The 20,944-nt window shown below is 49.4% G+C and carries 16 protein-coding genes; 5 read left to right on the top strand and 11 right to left on the bottom strand.

All coding sequences use genetic code 11. The annotated features are described in order from the left end of the window. Positions 1-85: 85 nt before the first annotated feature. The 5 genes from cmk to FEK46_RS04750 all read right to left on the bottom strand — a co-directional run bounded on the left by cmk (position 86) and on the right by FEK46_RS04750 (position 5,204). Complete coding sequence (gene cmk / locus FEK46_RS04775; RefSeq protein WP_000125014.1) at positions 86-769, bottom strand: (d)CMP kinase; 684 nt, start codon at positions 767-769, stop codon at positions 86-88. Between the two features lie 172 nt (positions 770-941). Further along, positions 942-1,706 carry a metallopeptidase YcaL gene (gene ycaL, locus FEK46_RS04770; protein WP_130205325.1) on the bottom strand — a complete coding sequence of 255 codons (765 nt, stop codon included), beginning with the start codon at positions 1,704-1,706 and terminating at the stop codon, positions 942-944. A gap of 164 nt (positions 1,707-1,870) precedes the next feature. Further along, positions 1,871-3,154: a 3-phosphoshikimate 1-carboxyvinyltransferase gene (gene aroA / locus FEK46_RS04760; RefSeq protein WP_135559688.1), complete on the bottom strand. Its 1,284-nt coding sequence runs from the start codon at positions 3,152-3,154 to the stop codon at positions 1,871-1,873. A gap of 70 nt (positions 3,155-3,224) precedes the next feature. After that, complete coding sequence (gene serC / locus FEK46_RS04755) at positions 3,225-4,313, bottom strand: 3-phosphoserine/phosphohydroxythreonine transaminase (protein ID WP_000057132.1); 1,089 nt, start codon at positions 4,311-4,313, stop codon at positions 3,225-3,227. A gap of 198 nt (positions 4,314-4,511) precedes the next feature. Further along, positions 4,512-5,204 (bottom strand): DUF421 domain-containing protein, encoded by a 693-nt coding sequence (locus FEK46_RS04750; RefSeq protein ID WP_135559689.1) that lies wholly within the window; start codon positions 5,202-5,204, stop codon positions 4,512-4,514. Positions 5,205-5,333: 129 nt separating this feature from the next. Here FEK46_RS04750 and ycaO point away from each other — a divergent pair, with 129 nt between their 5' ends. The 4 genes from ycaO (at position 5,334) to pflA (ending at position 11,626) form a co-directional block, all read left to right on the top strand. Continuing rightward, the gene (ycaO, locus tag FEK46_RS04745) at positions 5,334-7,094 is read left to right on the top strand and encodes a 30S ribosomal protein S12 methylthiotransferase accessory factor YcaO (protein ID WP_135559690.1); all 1,761 of its coding nucleotides are present in this window, start codon (positions 5,334-5,336) and stop codon (positions 7,092-7,094) included. Between the two features lie 405 nt (positions 7,095-7,499). Beyond that, positions 7,500-8,357 (top strand): formate transporter FocA, encoded by an 858-nt coding sequence (gene focA, locus FEK46_RS23565; RefSeq protein ID WP_135406318.1) that lies wholly within the window; start codon positions 7,500-7,502, stop codon positions 8,355-8,357. Positions 8,358-8,411: 54 nt separating this feature from the next. Beyond that, positions 8,412-10,694, top strand: coding sequence for a formate C-acetyltransferase (pflB, locus tag FEK46_RS04735; protein WP_001292820.1), 2,283 nt, complete (start codon positions 8,412-8,414; stop codon positions 10,692-10,694). 191 nt (positions 10,695-10,885) lie between these two features. Further along, entirely contained in the window at positions 10,886-11,626 is a 741-nt protein-coding gene (pflA, locus tag FEK46_RS04730) for a pyruvate formate lyase 1-activating protein (RefSeq protein WP_000111043.1), read from the top strand. 78 nt (positions 11,627-11,704) lie between these two features. Here the strand turns inward: pflA and FEK46_RS04725 are convergent, their stop codons facing one another. Together FEK46_RS04725 and FEK46_RS04720 are read right to left on the bottom strand one after the other, a co-directional pair. Continuing rightward, on the bottom strand, positions 11,705-13,135 hold the full coding sequence (locus tag FEK46_RS04725) for an amino acid permease (RefSeq protein WP_131162336.1): 1,431 nt from the start codon (positions 13,133-13,135) through the stop codon (positions 11,705-11,707). A gap of 210 nt (positions 13,136-13,345) precedes the next feature. Beyond that, a complete protein-coding gene (locus FEK46_RS04720; RefSeq protein WP_131162337.1) occupies positions 13,346-14,494 on the bottom strand; it encodes an MFS transporter in 1,149 nt (382 codons plus the stop codon). A 314-nt stretch (positions 14,495-14,808) separates the two neighbouring features. On the opposite strand from FEK46_RS04720, the gene ycaC reads away from it, so the two are divergent. Then, on the top strand, positions 14,809-15,435 hold the full coding sequence (ycaC, locus tag FEK46_RS04715) for an isochorismate family cysteine hydrolase YcaC (protein ID WP_012133028.1): 627 nt from the start codon (positions 14,809-14,811) through the stop codon (positions 15,433-15,435). A 35-nt stretch (positions 15,436-15,470) separates the two neighbouring features. On the opposite strand, the gene dmsC is transcribed toward ycaC, so the two are convergent. From dmsC to serS, 4 genes are all read right to left on the bottom strand, one after another. Continuing rightward, entirely contained in the window at positions 15,471-16,334 is an 864-nt protein-coding gene (dmsC, locus tag FEK46_RS04710) for a dimethyl sulfoxide reductase anchor subunit DmsC (protein WP_130260771.1), read from the bottom strand. A 1-nt stretch (position 16,335) separates the two neighbouring features. Continuing rightward, the gene (dmsB, locus tag FEK46_RS04705) at positions 16,336-16,953 is read right to left on the bottom strand and encodes a dimethylsulfoxide reductase iron-sulfur subunit DmsB (protein ID WP_000213094.1); all 618 of its coding nucleotides are present in this window, start codon (positions 16,951-16,953) and stop codon (positions 16,336-16,338) included. Positions 16,954-16,963: 10 nt separating this feature from the next. After that, positions 16,964-19,408 (bottom strand): dimethylsulfoxide reductase subunit A, encoded by a 2,445-nt coding sequence (dmsA, locus tag FEK46_RS04700; RefSeq protein ID WP_130215687.1) that lies wholly within the window; start codon positions 19,406-19,408, stop codon positions 16,964-16,966. A gap of 239 nt (positions 19,409-19,647) precedes the next feature. Then, the gene (gene serS / locus FEK46_RS04695; protein ID WP_000886683.1) at positions 19,648-20,940 is read right to left on the bottom strand and encodes a serine--tRNA ligase; all 1,293 of its coding nucleotides are present in this window, start codon (positions 20,938-20,940) and stop codon (positions 19,648-19,650) included. Positions 20,941-20,944 lie beyond the last annotated feature (4 nt).

The following is a 20,944-nucleotide window of genomic DNA, read 5'->3' as shown; positions in this document are numbered from 1 at the left end:
CGTCCACCTGGCTCCGTGCCGGATGGGGTTGTTTAACATACCCGCTGTCATTCCATTGCAACGGGGGTACTGCAAATTCGGTCGCTTATGCGAGAGCCAATTTTTGGCGCGCGTAGTGTAACGCTTTTTCAATCACTTGCTCAATGCTTAAGGTGGTGGAATCCAAAACTAAAGCATCGGCTGCCGGAACCAAGGGCGCTACCGCGCGATTACGATCGCGGTCGTCGCGTTCTTTGATCTCGGCCAAAAGGCGCTCAAAGTTAACACTAAAGCCCTTCTCCTGCAACTGTAGCATGCGGCGATGCGCACGTTCTTCCGAGGAGGCGTCAAGGAAAATTTTTACTGGCGCATCAGGGAATACCACTGTCCCCATATCGCGACCATCGGCGATCAAACCGGGTAACTCCCGGAATGCGCGTTGGCGGCGCAATAATGCTTCACGAACGCGTGGGAATGCAGCGACTTGTGAAGCAGCATTCGCCACTTCCTGAGTACGAATTTCGCCGCTGACATCTTCCCCTTCGAGGATCACTTCCAGATTGCCATTGGTCGACACAAAACGTACATCCAGATGGGATGCCAGCGGCACCAGCGCATCTTCCGACGCAACATCAACATGGTGATGTAATGCCGCCAGTGCCAGTACGCGATAAATTGCACCCGAGTCCAGCAGATGCCATTGCAACGCTTCCGCCATAGCCTTACACAAGGTGCCTTTCCCTGCACCGCTTGGGCCATCAATGGTAATAACCGGGGCAATTGCCGTCATCTTTATCTCCTTAAAACAGGCGTACCGTTAACATAACCGCGCGCATTATACGCGTCGGCGCCACAAATCGTTAACGTTGTGTGCAAAAACCAGTTTTGTCTGTATTCAGATGGGGATTTATTGCGCAATTATAGCTGGCTGGCGAAAGACCAGCCCGAAAGATGACAATGATTTACTTACCGGAGGCAATACGATCGCGGATGTGCTGTGCACGCTCTGCTGATGGTGGATGAGAGTCAAACATAGACTGAGTACGACCGCCATCCAGGCTGGCCAGTTTTTCAAAGCTACCGACCAGTCCCTGGGTGTTAATGCCACGTTTCTTCAGCAGATCAAAGGAGAAATCATCTGCTTCAGACTCTTTATCGCGGGAGTACTTAGCATTGATAGCGCCTTCTGCGATATCGCCCAGTTGCGAGCGAGAAAGCTGGGAAGCAACACCGCTGGTGGCGGAAATTGCATCACGTGCGGCAACGATCGCATAAGAGGCTTTCATTTCAGCCAGTGAGTGACCCAATGCAACGTGTCCCAGTTCATGACCCAGAACGCCTTCAATTTCGTTGTCGTTCATCATGTCCATCAGGCCACTGTAGACACGGACACAGCCGTTTGCCATCGCCCATGCGTTAACGTCGCTGGTCATATAAACCTTATAGTTGACCGGCGTACCGTTAATGTTGTTACCCAATGCTTTGGCGATTTTTGCCAGACGTTTACCGTACTTGCTGGATTTGCTTGCAACTTGATTGCCGCTGTCCATTTCGGTACAGCCCTGATTGGCAATGGCTTTTGCATCGGCGTCGCTTAACGTTGCAGCTTTATAGGCATTTAAACCGGAGCTGATAGCCATATTGGTATCAATACCGTGCGTATTTTGACACCCTGTCAGTAGTGCTGCAGAAGTCGCAATCGCCAGCAGTAATTTAGTATTCTTCATGTGAATCATCCGTTGATTAATCATATATAAATATTATGTATCAATAACTTACATTGATAATCGACGTTACCACTGTTCAAAATGACTCACAAGGTCCGAAAAAAAACGCCGGCAGTGTGCCGACGCTTTTAGAAAGAAATATTTGTCTATTTATCGCCCGTTATTCAAGCTGGTTGGCTTATCCGCGCCAGTTGTTCGAAGTAATCCGGGAAGGTTTTAGCCGTACATTTGGGTTCAAGAATCGTCACTGGCGTATCTGACAATGCCACCAGCGAGAAACACATCGCCATCCGGTGATCATTGTATGTCGCGATCTCGGCAAAGTTCAGTTTTTCCGGTGGAGTGATGCGAATGAAATCGTGCCCCTCTTCAACTTCCGCACCGACTTTACGTAGCTCTGTTGCCATCGCGAACAGGCGATCCGTTTCTTTTACGCGCCAGTTATAAATATTGCGCAGCGTGGTTGTGCCTTTTGCAAATAACGCCGTCGTGGCAATGGTCATCGCCGCATCGGGAATATGGTTCATATCCATATCGATGGCGTTCAGTTCGCCACGCGTGCAGGCAATATAATCATCGCCCCAGCTAATGGCCGCCCCCATTTTTTCCAGTACATCAGCAAATCGAATATCGCCCTGCATACTGTTGCGTCCAATGCCGGTCACTTTTACCGTGCCGCCTTTGATTGCTGCTGCTGCCAGGAAGTAAGAAGCTGAAGATGCATCTCCTTCGACCAAATAAGTACCCGGAGACTGATAAGACTGCCCCCCTTTTACGACAAATTGTTGATAGTGCTGATTTTCAATCGCAACACCAAACGTTTTCATCAGGTTGAGCGTGATATCGATATAAGGTTTAGAAACCAGATCACCTTTAATACGAATAACTGTATCTTTCGGCGCAAGAGGCGCAGTCATTAACAGTGCGGTGAGGAACTGGCTGGAAACGGAGCCATCAACGTCAACGTTGCCGCCAGTAAAACCGCCCTGTAAACGCAACGGTGGATAATTATCTTGTTCCAGGTAAGTGATTTTCGCTCCGCCCTGGCGCAACGCATCCACCAGATGACCAATCGGGCGTTCTTTCATACGCGGCTCACCAGTCAGGACAATATCATTGTTTCCCAGACAAAGTGCCGCCGCCAGCGGACGCATAGCCGTTCCGGCGTTTCCAAGAAACAACTCCAGCGCGCTTTCTGCGTGTAATGGACCGCCGTTACCGATGATTTCGCAACGCGTACGATCGGCTGAAAGCGTGTAACTTACCCCTAACGCCGTTAATGCATTCAGCATATGGCGCACGTCATCGCTATCCAGCAGATTAGTTAATACTGTTTTGCCGTGTGCTAATGCCGCCAGCAATAAAGCGCGGTTAGAAACGCTCTTGGAACCGGGCAGATTAATAGTGCCATCGACACGGGCGATGGGGTGCAACGTCAGGGATTCCATGAACTCAACTCTCTACAACAGAAATAAAAACCCCACAGTCTGGCTGTGGGGATTACGCAAAATGTCGGCATTAGCCGTGACGACGTTCGAACTCAACCATGAAGTCTGTCAGTGCTTTAACGCCTTCCAGCGGCATGGCGTTATAAATAGAAGCACGCATTCCGCCGACCACACGGTGACCTTTCAGCGCATGTAAGCCCGCAGCGAAAGACTCTTCGAGGAACAATTTATCAAGCGCGCTATCCGCCAACTGGAACGGCACGTTCATCCGCGAACGGTTAGCTTTCGCCACATCATTGCGGTAGAAATCGCTGTTATCAATCACCCCATACAGCAGTTCTGCTTTTTGCTGATTGATCTTATCCATTGCAGCCACACCGCCGTTCGCTTTCAGCCATTTGAAGACCAGACCAGACAGATACCAGGCAAACGTTGGCGGCGTGTTAAACATGGAGTCGTTATCGTTGAGGATGGAATAATCCAGAATCGACGGACAAGCGATATTCGCTTTGCCCAGCAAATCTTCACGAACGATGACGATTGTCAGGCCAGCCGGGCCGATATTTTTCTGTGCGCCAGCGTAAATTACGCCATAACGGCTGACATCAATCGGACGGGAAAGAATGGTTGAAGAGAAGTCGGCAGCGACCACCACATCTTTGCCGAAGTCTGGCGTTTCGTCGATGGCGATACCATCAATGGTTTCATTCGGGCAGTAATGCATATAAGCAGCATTATCAGAGAGCTGCCATTCACGCATTGGCTTAACCGCGCGCAGACCATCAACAGTCACTTTGGCGTCAAAGACATTAGGCGTGCAGTATTTTTTCGCTTCTTTAATGGCACTTGCCGCCCAGTAACCGGCATCAACATAATCTGCGGTGGTTTTATCACCAAGAATATTCAGCGGTACAGCAGCAAACTGACCGCGACCGCCGCCGTGGCAGAACAATACTTTGTAGTTGGAGGGGATATTAAGAAGATCACGAAAATCCTTCTCGGCTTCCTCTGCAACCTGAATGAACTCTTTGCCACGGTGACTCACTTCCATCACCGACGTACCAAGACCGTTCCAGTCGCGCAGTTCCTGTTGAGCCTGTTTAAGCACCTCTGCAGGCAGCATTGCCGGACCAGAACTAAAATTGAAGATTTGAGCCATTTCCCCTCACCACGTTGCGTTGCTATTAACCCGCGGTCAATCGATTGCGACCACAGGTAATACATTATTCCTGTGGCTATCGGTTTTATCATTCAGTGACACACATCGCAATGAGTAAAACCGTTGAGGGCAAAAATGTGGCTTGCATCACACAAAAGAATCTCTCGGATTATTAGCAAAAAGCCGATGTTTTTACTGTCAGGTCACCCGTTTTGCCCGACTTGCCTTCGTCCATTCTGGATTTGCACAGCGCGGACATAATTGTTTTTCCCCCGCGTTCATATGAATGATTTCACTGCAACGGATGCATGCATAGTCCGCCGACTCCGGCACCACTTTGTAACGCTGAGTACTGTCACTGGGTAAAATAAGTAAGCCTGGTTTTACTTTGTCATTTTCAAAGAAATAGACGCTAATTTGGCCATTGGTTTCGAGAATAGCCAGACGCACCTGCCCCAGTTGTTCCACGCCACGCAACCGTAGTTCCATAAAGAACTCAAATTCCGTCATGTTGGAGTTATTGAGTTTCGACCAGGCCAGCTCGCCATCTTCAATAATGACAACCGGTTTACCTTCCAGCAAATCTTCCAGTTTTTCACTGTGCGCCATCAACCACATTACCAGGCGGTATAACAACGCCAGAGTAATAAAGACGATAAGCACCGGGACCATCGGCACATCATCATAAAACGCCACATCCCCTGCCGCCGACCCCAGAGTCAGAATGATTAATACTTCAAATAGCGACATTTGCCGCACGCCGCGTCTCCCTGTCATTTTGAGGAACAAAAAGACCAACACAAAGGTATAGAGACTACGTAGTGCAACTTCGCCAAGAAAATCAAAAGGCACTTTATCGAATGCCATACGGTGGAGATCGAACGCCTTCATTTTTATGCTCTTATCGTAGTTTATCCGCTAAAAGCATAGCTAACAGTTCATCAGCGTGGCGGCGGTGATAGCACCTTTGAGATAAAACCCGTATTATTGCGCGCTTTCCGTACGACTAAAGTGATTTTCATGACGCAAACATTTATCCCCGGCAAAGATGCCGCACTGGAAGATTCCATCGCTCGCTTCCAGCAAAAACTCTCCGACCTCGGTTTTCAGATTGAAGAGGCCTCCTGGCTGAATCCGGTACCTAACGTCTGGTCCGTGCACATTCGCGACAAAGAGTGCGCCCTGTGTTTTACCAACGGCAAAGGCGCAACCAAAAAAGCGGCGCTGGCTTCTGCCCTCGGTGAATATTTCGAGCGTCTGTCTACCAACTACTTTTTTGCGGACTTCTGGCTGGGCGAAACCATCGCCAACGGTCCGTTCGTGCATTATCCCAACGAAAAATGGTTCCCACTGGCCGAAAATGACGATGTGCCAGAAGGGCTGCTCGATGACCGTCTGCGCGCGTTTTACGATCCGGAAAATGAACTGACCGGTAGCATGCTGATTGACCTGCAATCCGGTAACGAAGATCGTGGTATTTGCGGCCTGCCTTTTACGCGTCAGTCCGACAATCAGACCGTTTATATTCCGATGAATATCATTGGTAACCTGTACGTCTCCAACGGTATGTCCGCAGGTAATACCCGCAACGAAGCACGCGTTCAGGGGTTGTCCGAAGTTTTCGAACGCTACGTGAAAAACCGCATTATTGCTGAAAGCATCAGCCTGCCAGAGATCCCAGCAGACGTGCTGGCGCGTTATCCAGCAGTAGTTGAAGCGATCGAAACGCTGGAAGCAGAAGGTTTCCCAATCTTTGCTTATGATGGTTCGCTTGGCGGTCAATATCCGGTGATCTGCGTGGTACTGTTTAATCCTGCTAACGGCACCTGCTTTGCCTCATTCGGTGCGCATCCTGATTTTGGTGTTGCACTGGAACGTACCGTGACCGAGCTGCTGCAAGGTCGCGGTCTGAAAGACCTGGATGTATTTACTCCGCCAACCTTCGATGATGAAGAAGTCGCTGAACATACTAACCTCGAAACGCACTTTATCGACTCCAGCGGATTAATCTCCTGGGACCTGTTCAAACAGGATGCCGATTATCCGTTTGTAGACTGGAATTTCTCCGGCACCACTGAAGAGGAGTTCGCCACGCTGATGGCTATCTTCAAGAAGGAAGATAAAGAAGTTTATATTGCCGATTACGAGCATCTTGGTGTCTACGCTTGCCGAATTATTGTGCCTGGCATGTCTGATATTTATCCGGCTGAAGATTTATGGCTGGCAAATAACGGTATGGGCAGCCATTTACGGGAAACAATTCTGTCACTGCCCGGTAGTGAGTGGGAAAAAGAAGATTATCTGAACCTCATTGAGCAACTGGATGAAGAAGGTTTTGATGACTTTACCCGCGTGCGTGAGCTGCTGGGTCTGGCGACCGGGCCAGATAATGGCTGGTATACCCTGCGTATCGGTGAGCTGAAAGCCATGCTGGCGCTGGCTGGCGGCGATATGGAACAGGCTCTGGTCTGGACCGAATGGACGATGGAATTTAATTCATCGGTGTTCAGCCCTGAACGCGCCAACTATTATCGCTGCCTGCAAACTTTATTGCTGCTTGCTCAGGAAGAAGATCGTCAACCGCTGCAATATCTGAATGCATTTATTCGTATGTACGGTGCAGATGCCGTAGAAGCCGCCAGTGCGGCAATGAGCGGCGAAGCCGCGTTTTATGGCCTACAGCCAGTGGATAGCGATCTGCACGCGTTTGCTGCACATCAATCGTTGTTGAAGGCCTACGAAAAGCTGCAGCGCGCCAAAGCAGCATTCTGGGCAAAATAAAATCAAATAGCCTACGCAATGTAGGCTTAATGATTCGTCTGAGTTATATTACGGGGCGTTTTTTTAATGCCCCGCTTTACATATATTTGCATTAATAAAATAATTGTAATTATAAGGTTAAATATCGGTAATTTGTATTTAATAAATACGATCGATATTGTTACTTTATTCGCCTGGTGCTCCCTTTTAATTAACTGTTTTAGCGGAGGATGCGGAAAAAATTCAACTCATTTGTTAATTTTTAAAATTTATTTTTATTTGGATAATCAAATATTTACTCCGTATTTGCATAAAAACCATGCGAGTTACGGGCCTATAAGCCAGGCGAGATATGATCTATATCAATTTCTCATCTATAATGCTTTGTTAGTATCTCGTCGCCGACTTAATAAAGAGAGAGTTAGTGTGAAAGCTGACAACCCTTTTGATCTTTTACTTCCTGCTGCAATGGCCAAAGTGGCCGAAGAGGCAGGTGTCTATAAAGCAACGAAACATCCGCTTAAGACTTTCTATCTGGCGATTACCGCCGGTGTTTTCATCTCAATCGCATTCGTCTTCTATATCACAGCAACCACTGGCACAGCCACAATGCCCTTCGGCATGGCAAAACTGGTTGGCGGCATTTGCTTCTCTCTGGGGCTGATTCTTTGTGTTGTCTGCGGAGCCGATCTCTTTACTTCCACAGTGTTGATTGTTGTTGCCAAGGCGAGTGGGCGCATCACCTGGGGCCAGTTGGCGAAAAACTGGCTAAATGTCTATTTTGGCAACTTGGTCGGCGCACTGCTGTTTGTACTTTTAATGTGGCTTTCTGGCGAATATATGACCGCGAATGGTCAATGGGGACTAAACGTCCTACAAACCGCCGACCACAAAGTGCACCATACTTTTATTGAGGCCGTCTGTCTTGGTATCCTGGCAAACCTGATGGTATGTCTGGCAGTATGGATGAGTTATTCTGGCCGCAGCCTGATGGACAAAGCGTTTATCATGGTGCTGCCGGTCGCGATGTTTGTTGCCAGCGGTTTTGAGCACAGTATCGCAAACATGTTTATGATCCCGATGGGTATTGTAATCCGCGACTTCGCATCTCCGGAATTCTGGACCGCTGTCGGTTCTGCACCGGAAAATTTTTCTCACCTGACCGTGATGAACTTCATCACTGATAACCTGATTCCGGTTACGATCGGTAATATTATCGGCGGTGGTTTGTTGGTTGGGTTGACATACTGGGTCATTTACCTGCGTGAAAACGATCACCATTAATGGTTGTCGAAGTACGTAGTAAATAAAAAATCCACTTAAGAAGGTAGGTGTTACATGTCCGAGCTTAATGAAAAGTTAGCCACAGCCTGGGAAGGTTTTACCAAAGGTGACTGGCAGAATGAAGTAAACGTCCGTGACTTCATTCAGAAAAACTACACTCCGTACGAGGGTGACGAGTCCTTCCTGGCTGGCGCTACTGAAGCGACCACCACCCTGTGGGACAAAGTAATGGAAGGCGTTAAACTGGAAAACCGCACTCACGCGCCAGTTGACTTTGACACCGCTGTTGCTTCCACCATCACCTCTCACGACGCTGGCTACATCAACAAGCAGCTTGAGAAAATCGTTGGTCTGCAGACTGAAGCTCCGCTGAAACGTGCTCTTATCCCGTTCGGTGGTATCAAAATGATCGAAGGTTCCTGCAAAGCGTACAACCGCGAACTGGATCCGATGATCAAAAAAATCTTCACTGAATACCGTAAAACTCACAACCAGGGCGTGTTCGACGTTTACACTCCGGACATCCTGCGTTGCCGTAAATCTGGTGTTCTGACCGGTCTGCCAGATGCATATGGCCGTGGTCGTATCATCGGTGACTACCGTCGCGTTGCGCTGTACGGTATCGACTACCTGATGAAAGACAAACTGGCACAGTTCACCTCTCTGCAGGCTGATCTGGAAAACGGCGTAAACCTGGAACAGACTATCCGTCTGCGCGAAGAAATCGCTGAACAGCACCGCGCTCTGGGTCAGATGAAAGAAATGGCTGCGAAATACGGCTACGACATTTCTGGTCCGGCTACCAACGCTCAGGAAGCTATCCAGTGGACTTACTTCGGCTACCTGGCTGCTGTTAAGTCTCAGAACGGTGCTGCAATGTCCTTCGGTCGTACCTCCACCTTCCTGGATGTGTACATCGAACGTGACCTGAAAGCTGGCAAGATCACCGAACAAGAAGCGCAGGAAATGGTTGACCACCTGGTCATGAAACTGCGTATGGTTCGCTTCCTGCGTACTCCGGAGTACGATGAACTGTTCTCTGGCGACCCGATCTGGGCAACCGAATCTATCGGTGGTATGGGCCTCGACGGTCGTACCCTGGTTACCAAAAACAGCTTCCGTTTCCTGAACACCCTGTACACCATGGGTCCGTCTCCGGAACCGAACATGACCATTCTGTGGTCTGAAAAACTGCCGCTGAACTTCAAGAAATTCGCCGCTAAAGTGTCCATCGACACCTCTTCTCTGCAGTACGAGAACGATGACCTGATGCGTCCGGACTTCAACAACGATGACTACGCTATCGCTTGCTGCGTAAGCCCGATGATCGTTGGTAAACAAATGCAGTTCTTCGGTGCGCGTGCAAACCTGGCGAAAACCATGCTGTACGCAATCAACGGCGGCGTTGACGAAAAACTGAAAATGCAGGTTGGTCCGAAGTCTGAACCGATCAAAGGCGACCTCCTGAACTACGATGAAGTGATGGAGCGCATGGATCACTTCATGGACTGGCTGGCTAAACAGTACATCACTGCACTGAACATCATCCACTACATGCACGACAAGTACAGCTACGAAGCCTCTCTGATGGCGCTGCACGACCGTGACGTTATCCGCACCATGGCGTGTGGTATCGCTGGTCTGTCCGTTGCTGCTGACTCCCTGTCTGCAATCAAATATGCGAAAGTTAAACCGATTCGTGACGAAGACGGTCTGGCTATCGACTTCGAAATCGAAGGCGAATACCCGCAGTTTGGTAACAACGATCCGCGTGTAGATGACCTGGCTGTTGACCTGGTAGAACGTTTCATGAAGAAAATTCAGAAACTGCACACCTACCGTGACGCTATCCCGACTCAGTCTGTTCTGACCATCACTTCTAACGTTGTGTATGGTAAGAAAACCGGTAACACCCCAGACGGTCGTCGTGCTGGCGCGCCGTTCGGACCGGGTGCTAACCCGATGCACGGCCGTGACCAGAAAGGTGCTGTAGCTTCCCTGACTTCCGTTGCTAAACTGCCGTTCGCTTACGCTAAAGATGGTATCTCTTACACCTTCTCTATCGTTCCGAACGCACTGGGTAAAGACGACGAAGTTCGTAAGACCAACCTGGCTGGTCTGATGGATGGTTACTTCCACCACGAAGCGTCCATCGAAGGTGGTCAGCACCTGAACGTTAACGTGATGAACCGTGAAATGCTGCTCGACGCGATGGAAAACCCGGAAAAATATCCGCAGCTGACCATCCGTGTATCTGGCTACGCAGTACGTTTCAACTCGCTGACTAAAGAGCAGCAGCAGGACGTTATTACTCGTACCTTCACTCAATCTATGTAATTAGATTTGACTGAAATCGTACAGTAAAAAGCGTACAATAAAGGCTCCACGAAAGTGGGGCCTTTTTTAGCAAGAGAGCCTTTTTTGTCAGCTATCTATACTTTAAGGTAACTGCCAAAACAGACTCGACGTAGCCTTCGAGCTGCGCACCAACACGGCCTCAGATGGGCCACATCTGGAGAAACACCGCAATGTCAGTTATTGGTCGCATTCACTCCTTTGAATCCTGTGGAACCGTAGACGGCCCGGGTATTCGCTTTATCACCTTTTTCCAGGGCTGCCTGATGCGCTGCCTGTATTGCCATAACCGCGACACCTGGGACACGCATGGCGGCAAAGAAGTTACCGTTGAAGATTTAATGAAAGAGGTGGTGACCTATCGCCACTTTATGAATGCTTCAGGCGGTGGCGTTACCGCATCCGGCGGTGAAGCAATCCTGCAAGCTGAATTTGTTCGTGACTGGTTCCGCGCCTGCAAAAAAGAAGGCATTCATACCTGCCTGGACACCAACGGTTTTGTTCGTCGTTACGATCCAGTGATTGATGAACTGCTGGAAGTGACCGATCTGGTAATGCTCGATCTCAAACAGATGAACGACGAGATCCACCAGAATCTGGTCGGCGTTTCCAATCATCGTACGCTGGAGTTCGCCAAATATCTGGCGAACAAAAATGTGAAAGTCTGGATCCGCTACGTTGTTGTCCCAGGCTGGTCTGACGATGACGATTCAGCGCATCGCCTCGGTGAATTTACCCGTGATATGGGCAACGTTGAGAAAATCGAGCTTCTCCCCTATCACGAGCTGGGCAAACACAAATGGGTGGCGATGGGTGAAGAGTACAAACTCGATGGTGTGAAACCACCGAAGAAAGAGACCATGGAACGCGTGAAAGGTATTCTTGAGCAATATGGTCATAAAGTAATGTTCTAATTTCCCCGTAAAGCGGCAACTTTATTGAGTTGCCGCTTTGTTATTCCGCGCTTCATTCTGCAGAACTAACCACAATGATTAGTTCGTATTCGCTTTACGAGCCAATAGCGGGAATATCAACCCCAACCCCACCAGCACAAATGGTGTAGCGATATTCAGCGCTAGTTGGAAGGTCCACTCTGCAGTGAAGGCTTCCATTTTCGGGAAGATTCCCGTCAAACAGGCAAAAGCAGTAAAGGCAAAACACCAAATCCCGACAGTCATCGCCAGAGACTTATTACGAATAAAGACATATTCCGGCTTATATTTCTGCGCCAGGCGAACTACTGCAATAAACGCCACGAACACCCACAAATAACGCAGTGGCATCACTACTGAGTTCAAATTGAGCAGCCATTTGTAGAGATTATTCATGTCACCAATACCCAGTGTTGGCAGCATAATCAGAATCGCCACCAGCACCAGGGTCAGTAGATAACCATTAACCGGTGTACCTGAATCATTGGTCCGGCACAATCTGGCAGGAATATATTTACTATCCGCGTCACCTAATAACACTTTCAGAGGAGCATCGATGGAGAACACCAGAGCAGCGACCTGTCCCAGGGTATTTGCAATGGCGTAAATCACCATTAGGGTATTCCCCATGTTGTAATACTCGCCCAGCTTCTGAAAAGCGTAATACTGACCGTTAGTCATTAAGTCATCAGGAATATTACGCGAGTCAAACATCATCCCCATTGCGAGAGAGCCCAGAATGGCACAAACCGCAACCATCACCGCCAGGCATAGCATCCCTTTTGGAAATTCTTTTCCTGGGTTGCGCGTCTGATTAACGTAGGGAGAAATCTTCTCTGCACCACCAACCGCGAAAACCAGCATTGAAATAGTGGTAATGTAGGTAAAATCGATATGGGGAATGAACGTTTCCCAGGTAATGTTCGTGGTCGCAATATACACTTCAGTAATCGCAGGCGCGGTTACTGCCATCGCCACATACAGGAGCGACATGATAAACATCGCAATCCCTGCCACAGAACCGACGATTTTCAGCGATTTCATACCACGTGAAGCGATCCACATAAAGAAGACAAACAGCACCAGCGTTAACCCCTGTAACGCTACGACTGAATATTCTTTGATTAACGAACCGTCACCTTTCATCGCCCAGCCGAGCGCAATCAGAATGGCCTGTGGTTTTTGTGCCAAATAGGGTATATGCACCACCCAATAGGTCCACGCGGCAAGATAAGCCAATCCGGGGCCCATTGTGTGCTTAATCCAGGTACTGACTCCGCCTTTCCCATCTTTAAAAGTCGACCCCAACTGACCGACAATCAATGCATATGGTGTAAAATAGAGCGCAAATATAAACAGCCATGAAAAAACAACGACCAACCCCTGGTTGGCATAATTATTAACAACATTGCCAAATCCCCAAACCGTAATAAAAGACATCAGTGCAATGTTGTACCAGCGCAACTGTTTTTCCTGAACGTTCCCAGCCATAGTTCGATCCTTCGCTATTTTTTTAATAGATATCTGTAAAACGAGGGATTATGCGCGGCTAATAAGAAGTACGAAAATAGCGGAATGAAAAATTATAACCTGCTGCACAATTTATTTTTCCATAAATGAAATTTGGTAAAAGCAAGTTGTATAGAGGAAACAAAAAAAACAGAGTGCGATACAGCATGTTCACACTCTGCACTAATTCATTTACACATGAGCGACAGGTTTGGGTGTATGACCGGCGTTACGCAGCAGCATCAACAAGTAGATAAATGACACACTGGCAATCATAATAAATAACAGTTTATCGGAAAAATTCTGCATCAGTATGGCGGTAAAAGACGGACCAAGCAGACTACCGACTGTATAACTCAACAGTAAAGCCTGATTCATCGCCACCAGTTGATGATGTTCAACCTTCTCACAAGCCCAGGCCATCGCTACTGGATACAGCGTAAACCCCGCAGCACCGAGAATAAACAATGAAGGCGCCATCGCAGCCTGGCTTAACATTGCAATACTACCAAGAATGACAACAAAAACCTGAACGCGCAGTACCAGTAGACGACCAAATTTATCCGCCAGACGCCCAATAGGCCACTGCCCAAGGATTCCTGCGCTGACCAGTACAGCCATCCAGAAACCGATGCTAGCGTTATTGATCCCCTGATGGTTAAGATACAATGGCATCAGACCATACAGAGAGCCCAGGACAATCCCGGAGATAATGCAGCCATTGACCCCAAGCCGTGCCTGGCGGAGTTTAAGCATTGATGTAATCGGCGTAGCCGGATGTTTTTCCGTTTGCTGATTCAGAATACGAGTAAACAACAACGGTAAGATGCCTGCCAGTATCAAACCCGTTGCCCACGGTAACACGGCCATCAGCTCAGTCGACACTTTGCTGACCAGCAACTGGCCCAGAAACGTCCCCACGTAATAGACCATCATATAAGCGGCAAGTAGTCGTCCACGATTACGTGAGGTCCCGCTGCACATCAGCGCACTTTCGACCACAACCCAAATCATAGCGCAACCAACGCCTGCAACGAAACGCCAGGCAAGCCAGCTCCAGAAACCAATCATCAGGCCAAGCCCGGCACAGCCCGCCGCAAAAATAAACGAGGCCATGTAATAGCTACGATTAAATCCAAAACGTTTAATGACATACCCTGTCAGTAAAGTCCCCACCAGATTGCCGGTAAAATAGGACGAACTGACGACGCCGACCTGCCATGTGGGCAAGTGCTCCTGGGCGAGCCATAGCGGCACGAGTGTATTTAACACTGCGATCGCTAAGGTCAACAAAAGCAGGCCAGACAGCAAAAGCATGACAGGCCGGGTATACGTGGACATGGATAAAAACCGTGAGGAAGTTCAAATTTTATGCGCATCATGCCACCGCTAAAAACATTGTCAATGGGGTAAAATACCCCCATAACGCAGCGGCTGTATTATCGATTGATATTACTCATTCATAACACTAATAATAAAAAGACAATTAATCTCATCTACTTGTTTTTATTGATCTAACACAAACATCATGCGCTTCGTTCAGTCGAAAAATTTCATGGTCACAGCAAACTAAGATTTCCCGTCTATGCTTTCAAGGCAACGCATCGCGCCTGAACGCTTTCAGGCGTATCACTGACTCTCGAAAGGAGAAGAGAATGACCAAACCGTATGTTCGTCTCGATAAAAATGATGCTGCTGTTTTGTTAGTTGATCACCAGGCTGGTTTGCTTTCCCTTGTGCGGGATATTGACCCCGACAAATTCAAAAATAACGTGCTGGCGCTGGGTGACTTAGCAAAATATTTCAATCTCCCCACCATTCTCACCACCAGTTTTGAAACCGGCCCTAACGGCCCATTAGTCCCCGAGCTGAAAGCACAGTTTCCGGATGCGCCTTATATTGCGCGTCCTGGAAATATTAACGCCTGGGATAACGAAGATTTTGTCAAAGCAGTTAAAGCGACAGGTAAAAAACAACTGATTATTGCAGGGGTGGTAACCGAGGTTTGCGTAGCATTCCCGGCGCTTTCGGCTATTGAAGAAGGGTTTGATGTCTTTGTGGTAACCGACGCTTCTGGAACCTTTAACGAGATTACCCGGCATTCAGCGTGGGATCGTATGTCACAAGCTGGCGCTCAATTGATGACATGGTTCGGCGTGGCTTGTGAGTTGCACCGCGACTGGCGTAACGATATTGAGGGGCTGGCGACGTTGTTCTCTAACCACATTCCTGATTATCGTAATTTGATGACCAGTTATGACACGTTAACGAAACAGAAATAAGAGATAACCGGGGCCGAACCCCCGGTTATTACACCTTAACTGGCAACGGCCATGCCAACGGTCATATGCAAACCGTAGAATACCCCGCGGCCGATTAATTCCCCTGCAAGAAGCAGGATGAATGATACGGAAAGCAGAGGCACCGCAGGCTGAAAGCCTTTCACCTGCGGTGCAATCCACAAGCACAGTGCCACGGCCAAAAGCACAATCCGCCAGGACATCAGCGCACCGTAGTCAGGCACCAGTGCGGCAGCCTGTTGCACTGAACTATGAATGGTCGCCAGTTCTGCGCCCTGCATTACTGACATCACGCCACTCACCACCAGTGCCAACACGGAAATTGCAGGCAACAGACGCATCGCCCATCCATCGACACCAGCCAGGCTCAGCAACAGGTAACCCAGCAACGGTCCGCCCATAAACATGGTCAGGAAGAAGCCCATCGGCGTCCAGATGCTGTACCAGGTCGGTACGGTATCGATGCTGTTATAGACACGCACCATCATCCAGACAAAGACCACGCCGAGAACCATCGTCACCACCAGCCAAAGCGTGCGTAATGCCGGTGACAATTTTTTCAGCATCGCCAACAACCAGCCGATTCCGCCTACGGCAAAAAAGATCGAACCGCTGGCGATTTCGTTACTCAGAGCTGAAGCCCCTACCCGGTTAAGCGAGTTAAAGGCGCGCATTGGTGAGCCAAGATGGAGCATAGAGGCGATAAACCCAATGCCCATCAGAACCCATAAGCCAAACATACAGGCGATAACACGCTGCTGGGCTTCTGCTCGCAGGTCACCTTTGAGCAGTGCCAAAGCCAGAACGATAAAACCGCCCACCACACATTGCCCGAAGACCGTGAAGATCATCAGCGGCCATTCATGCCATCCACTTCCCATCTCACACCTCCTTCGGGTTTGCCAGATAGCCAGTGGTATCCCCGGTTGGGCGGCTATTGGCGTTAGGTTTAATCACAATATTCGGTTTGGTGAAGTGCGCACGCGGCAACGGCGCAACAGCCGCCAGATCGCCGTGTTTTTTACGCAGCTCGTCGATAGGTCCGAAATCCAGCGCCCGTAGCGGGCAAGATTCGACGCAGATCGGTTTTTTACCTTCTGCGACGCGGTCATAGCAACCATCACATTTGGTCATATGACCTTTGGTTGCGTTGTACTGCGGTGCGCCATACGGGCAGGCCATATGGCAGTAACGACAGCCAATACACACATCTTCATCGACAACGACAAAACCATCTTCACGTTTATGCATTGCACCGCTTGGGCAGACTTTGGTACAAGCCGGATCTTCGCAGTGGTTGCATGAAATCGACAAATAGTAGGCAAATACGTTTTGATGCCAGACGCCGTTATCTTCCTGCCAGTCTCCACCAGCATATTCATAAATGCGGCGGAAACTAACTTCCGGCGTCAGATCTTTGTAGTCTTTACAGGCCAGCTCGCAGGTTTTGCAACCGGTGCAACGGCTGGAATCAATAAAAAATCCATACTGGGTTGTCATCGGTTACTCCTTACACCTTTTCAACCTGAACAAGGTTCGTATGTGATGGATTCCCCTTGGCAAGAGGAGAAGGACGTTGAGTGGTCAGTACGTTAATACAACCGCCCTTATCGACACGTTTCGCATCCGGGTCATACCAGGCACCTTCGCCCAATGCGACCACGCCCGGCATCATTCGTGGCGTCACTTTCGCCTCAATATGGACTTCACCACGATCGTTAAAGATCCGCACCTTATCGCCGTTGCTGATACCACGTTTTTGCGCATCAAGTGGGTTGATCCACATTTCCTGACGGCAAGCTGCTTTCAGCACGTCTACGTTACCGTAAGTCGAGTGAACACGAGATTTGTAATGGAACCCCGTAAGCTGCAGCGGATACTGTTTGTTGAGCGGATCCTGATAACTTTCAAAGCCCGGTGTATAGATCGGCAGCGGATCGATCACATCGCCTTCCGGCAATTCCCAGGTGGCGGCAATGTCAGCCAGCGCCTGTGAATAGATCTCAATTTTGCCCGATGGCGTGGTCAGTGGATTTGCCTGCGGATCTTCACGGAAGGCTTTGTAAGCGACGTGATGCCCTTGCGGATCGCGCTTTTTAAAGATCCCTTGTTTGCGGAACTCTTCAAAGGTTGGCAGTTCCGGAATCGCTTCGCGCGACTGGGCATACAGGTGACGCATCCACTCTTCCTGGGTACGACCTTCAGTAAACTGCTGCTCGACGCCAAGACGTTTTGCCAGTTCGCTGGTCATCTCGTAGATAGTCTTACATTCAAAGCGCGGTTTAATCACCTGATCGTTAAAAATCACGTAAGACATATTCCCGCAGGATGCATCCAGCGCAAAGTCCATCTGTTCGGAGGCAGTGCAGTCCGGCAGCAGGATGTCAGCATATTTCGCCGATGAGGTCATGTGGCAGTCGATAACCACAATCAGCTCACACTTCTTATCATCCTGGAGGATTTCATGGGTACGGTTGATTTCCGAATGCTGGTTAATCAGGCAGTTACCGGCATAGTTCCAGATCATCTTGATCGGAACATCCAGCTTATCTTTCCCGCGCACACCGTCACGCAGTGCCGTCATTTCCGGGCCACGTTCAATGGCATCGGTCCACATAAACATGGAAATGCTGGTCTGAATCGGGTTTTCCAGGGTAGGCATCCGCACAAACGGTAAGCTGTATGAACCTTCTCGCGCACCGCTGTTACCACCGTTAATACCGACGTTCCCGGTGAGGATTGCCAGCATCGAAATGGCACGCGTGGCAATTTCACCGTTGGCATGGCGCTGCGGCCCCCACCCCTGGCTGATAAATGCCGGTTTGGTGCTGCCGATTTCACGAGCAAGTTTGATGATTTTATCTGCCGGGATACCGGTAATTTGCGAGGCCCATTCCGGTGTTTTGGCAACACCGTCTGGCCCATCACCCAGAATATACGCTTTGTAGTGACCATTTTTCGGCGCGCTGGCAGGCAACGTTTTTTCGTCGTAGCCGACACAATATTTGTCGAGGAATTCCTGATCAACCAGGTTTTCGGTGATCATGACATACGCCAGACCGTTAACCAATGCCGCATCTGTTCCCGGACGAATCGGGATCCATTCATCTTCGCGTCCGGCGCCCGTATCGGTATAGCGCGGATCGATAATGATCATACGTGCATTTGATTTTTGCCGCGCCTGCTCCAGGTAATAGGTCACCCCGCCGCCGCTCATACGCGTCTCGCCAGGGTTGTTACCAAATAGCACCACCAGTTTACTATTTTCGATATCTGACGGACTGTTGCCATCGGCCCAGCCGCCATAGGTATAGTTCAAACCTTCGGCTATTTGCGCCGAGGAGTAGTCACCATAATGGTTCAGATAACCGCCGCAGCAGTTCATCAAACGCGCTACCAGAGTATTTCCCGGCGGCCAGGAACGGGTCATGGTGCCGCCCAGCGTACCGGTACCATAGTTCAGATAGATGGATTCGTTACCGTACTCTTTTATCAGGCGCTGCATATTCGTGGCGATGATATCGTAGGCTTCTTCCCAACTAATACGCTCAAACTTACCTTCGCCACGAGCACCTACTCGTTTCATCGGATATTTCAGGCGGTCGGGATTGTAAACGCGGCGACGCATAGAACGCCCACGCAGGCACGCGCGCACCTGGTGCAGTCCTTCGTAATTGTCATCCCCGGTATTATCCGTTTCGACATATTTGATTTCGCCGTCTACTACATGCATACGCAGTGGACAGCGGCTGCCACAGTTAACAGTACAGGCGCTCCATATCACCTTTTCGTCTGAATTTGCCGGAGCGACACTATTAGCAGCGTGCGCAATCCGGCTAAAGGGTAATGTTAACGCGCTGCTGGCCATCGCCAGGCCGCCGATCGCTGTCGTTTTTACCAAACCACGGCGACTCACCTCAGCAGCCAATACCGCATCAGGAATTTTCGTTTTCATAATGGCTCACTCAAGCTTGCTTACGATTGATTCCAGTAACAAACCGTCTTGTGTAATTATTTTCATAGCGGCGCGCTATATAGGTTTGTATACATCGAATAATTTGAAAATCAACGGGATAGGTAGATTTTCACTCGAAAGTAGTATTGCGCTTAAGTCAGCTGTAATTATTGTTTGGTATCAAAGGGAGATAAAAAAAAGCGCCCGCAGGCGCTTTTTAGATTCAGAATAGTTGGATATTAGCCGATATATTCCAGTCCGTTCATATACGGGCGCAGAACTTCTGGTACTTCAATACGACCATCAGCCTGCTGATAGTTTTCCATTACCGCAACCAGCGTACGACCAACAGCCAGACCAGAACCGTTCAGGGTATGAACCAGACGGGTTTTCTTGTCAGACTTACTGCGGCAACGTGCCTGCATACGACGCGCCTGGAAATCCCAGACGTTGGAGCAGGAAGAGATCTCGCGGTAGGTGTTCTGTGCCGGGATCCATACTTCCAGGTCGTAAGTTTTGCAAGCGCCAAAGCCCATGTCGCCAGTGCAAAGGATGATTTTGCGGTACGGCAGGCCCAGCAGTTGCAGGACTTTTTCCGCATGACCAGTCATCTCTTCAAGTGCCGCCATTGAATCTTCCGGACGCACGATCTGAACCATTTCAACTTTGTCGAACTGGTGCATACGAATCAGACCACGGGTATCACGACCATAAGAACCGGCTTCAGAACGGAAGCATGGGGTATGAGCGGTCATTTTGATCGGCAGATCATCTTCATCGATGATTTCACCGCGAACCAGGTTGGTCAGCGGAACTTCTGCAGTTGGGATCAGCGCGTAGTTACTGGTATCAGCTTCTTCTTCCAGCGGACGAGTATGGAACAGATCGCCAGCAAACTTCGGCAACTGACCCGTACCGTACAGCGTATCCTGGTTAACCAGGTACGGGACATAGTTTTCGCTATAGCCATGCTGCTCGGTGTGCAGGTCCAGCATAAACTGCGACAGTGCGCGGTGCATGCGAGCGATCTGCCCTTTCATCACCACAAAGCGCGAACCTGTCAGCTTAACCGCTGCCGCAAAGTCGAGGCCGGAGTGCATTTCACCCAGCGTCACGTGGTCACGAACTTCGAAGTCAAATTCACGCGGGGTACCCCAGCGGCTGACTTCAACGTTGTCATTTTCATCTTTACCAACCGGCACTTCATCTGCAGGCAGGTTAGGGATTGTCAGCGCGATATCGCGAATTTCAGCCTGTAAAGCATCCAGCTCGGCTTTTGCTGCATCCAGCTCTTCGCCCAGTTTGTTCACTTCCAGACGTAAAGGCTCGATATCTTCCCCGCGCGCTTTCGCCTGGCCGATGGATTTTGATCGAGAGTTACGCTCTGCTTGCAGGTTTTCCGTTTTGACCTGCAATACTTTACGACGCTCTTCAAGAGCGCCCAGCTTATCTACATCCAGCTTAAAGCCCCGGCGTGCCAGTTTTTCAGCGACTGCGTCTGGCTCATTACGCAGCAGATTGGGATCGAGCATGCTT

Source organism: Escherichia sp. E4736, from assembly GCF_005781225.1.
Taxonomy (GTDB): domain Bacteria; phylum Pseudomonadota; class Gammaproteobacteria; order Enterobacterales; family Enterobacteriaceae; genus Escherichia.
This window is presented reverse-complemented; position numbering and strand designations above follow the sequence as displayed.